The 1762-nt window shown below is 67.5% G+C and carries 4 protein-coding genes and 1 pseudogene; all 5 read left to right on the top strand.

All coding sequences use genetic code 11. The features are described from left to right. Positions 1–147, top strand: a pseudogene (locus tag ACZ5CR_RS44500) (cobalamin biosynthesis protein CobW); the annotation flags it as partial. After that, a complete protein-coding gene (gene rpsR / locus ACZ5CR_RS44495) occupies positions 148–387 on the top strand; it encodes a 30S ribosomal protein S18 (RefSeq protein WP_468869183.1) in 240 nt (79 codons plus the stop codon). A gap of 112 nt (positions 388–499) precedes the next feature. After that, positions 500–907, top strand: coding sequence for a VOC family protein (locus ACZ5CR_RS44490; protein WP_468869178.1), 408 nt, complete (start codon positions 500–502; stop codon positions 905–907). A 5-nt stretch (positions 908–912) separates the two neighbouring features. Then, the gene (locus tag ACZ5CR_RS44485; protein ID WP_468869173.1) at positions 913–1317 is read left to right on the top strand and encodes an ArsR/SmtB family transcription factor; all 405 of its coding nucleotides are present in this window, start codon (positions 913–915) and stop codon (positions 1315–1317) included. Then, positions 1314–1762, top strand: a 449-nt coding sequence (locus ACZ5CR_RS44480; RefSeq protein ID WP_468869169.1) for an SRPBCC family protein, incomplete at its 3' end; no start/stop codon positions are given. The genes ACZ5CR_RS44485 and ACZ5CR_RS44480, both read left to right, overlap by 4 nt.

The raw sequence follows: 1762 nt of genomic DNA, 5'->3' as shown, positions 1-1762 counted from the left end.
CACCTGGTCTTCATCTCGCCGGGTCTGGACCGCGAGGGTCTCGAAGAGGTCCTGGAGTCATGCCTGTTGACGGACGAGGAGTACGCCGCCGGGCGCGACGCCTGGAAACACCTGCCCCCTGCCTTCGACACCCTCCTGGAGGTCTGAATGTCCCCCCGCAAGCCGTCCCCGCGCGTCCAGAAGCCGCGCCCCAACCCCCTGGACCAGGCGAAGGTCACGTACATCGACTACAAGGACACGGAACTGCTCCGCAGGTTCATCTCGGACCGGGGAAAGATCCGCTCCCGGCGGGTCACTCGGGTCTCCGCCCAGCAGCAACGCCTGCTGGCCCGCGCGATCAAGAACGCTCGGGAGATGGCGTTGCTGCCGTACGGCCCGGCTCGCTGAGCGGTGTCGATGTCGAAGTCGGTGTCGGTGTCGGCGTCGGCGTCGGCCACCCCATAGGTAGGGGATCTCCTACGGTTGACTCGTAGGAGATTCCCTACCTATCGTTGTGCTCATGAACATCACCCACACCTCCTTCATCACCGTCCCCGTCTCCGACCAGGACGCCGCCCTCCGCTTCTACACGGACGTGCTCGGCTTCGAGGTCACCGCCGACCTGCAGATGCCGCCCGGGCGCTGGCTCCAGGTCGCGCCCGAGGGGGCGCAGACCGTGTTCACGCTCTCCGGTCCCGGCATGGGCGGTTTCGTGCCCGGCTCCGCGCAGGGGATCATGCTGGTCACGACCGATGTCGACGCCGACTGCGCGAAGCTGGCCGCGGCCGGTGTCGAGGTGAGCGGTCCGGACGAGCTGCCCTGGGGCAGGATGGCCGGGTTCCAGGACCCCGACGGCAACGGTCTGATGCTGCTGACGGAGAAGAAGACGGACAAGAAGACGGACAAGGCGGAGAAGGAAGGCTTCTGAGGGCCATGGTCACCACCGGCGAGCGCCAGATCCCGCACGAGCCCCCCGCCGGGACCCCGCACGAGGCCCCCGGCCAGGTCCAGCGCGAGGACCAGCTCTTCGCCGCGCTCGCCAACGGCACCCGGCGTGAAGTCCTCCGCCTCCTCCGTGATGAGGGCCCGCAGCCCGTCCAGGTGCTCGCCGACCACTTCGACATGCGCCGACCCAGCCTCTCCGAGCATCTGAAGGTGCTGCGCGACGCCGGTCTCGTGTCGGAGGAGCGGTCGGGGCGGCAGCGCATCTACCGCCTCGAAGCGGTACCGCTCGCCGAGGTGCAGGAGTGGCTCACTCCGTACGAGCGTTTCTGGCGCGACAGGCTGAAGGGGCTCGGGGCCCTGCTCGACCGCATGCCCGACGATGACCGGTCATGAGCACCGATGACCTCACGACCATCCATGTGGATCAGTTCTTTCCGCACCCGCCCGCAAAGGTCTGGCGGGCGCTGACCGAGCCGGAACTCCTGGCTCAGTGGCAGATGCCGGGCAGCGAGGGCTTCCGACTCGAAGTGGGGCACCGGTATGCCATGTCGTCCGTGCCCCGGCCCAATTCGAACTTCTCCGGCACCGTTGACGTGCAGGTTCTCGCGTACGAGGTGGAGCGGATGCTCAGCGTCCGATGGGCCGACGCCGACCCGGAGAACCCTGCGGACTGGACCATTACGTGGACGTTGGAACACGAAGGGCGCGGTACGCGTCTCTTCCTAGTACATGAGGGCTTCGACCCGGACGACCCGGCGCAGATGATGGCGCGCAAGATCATGGACGGGGGATGGCGTTCGCATGTCATGCGGGGACTTGGGCAGGTGCTGACAGAGCT

Source organism: Streptomyces sp. NPDC031274 (assembly GCF_055570235.1).
This window is presented reverse-complemented; position numbering and strand designations above follow the sequence as displayed.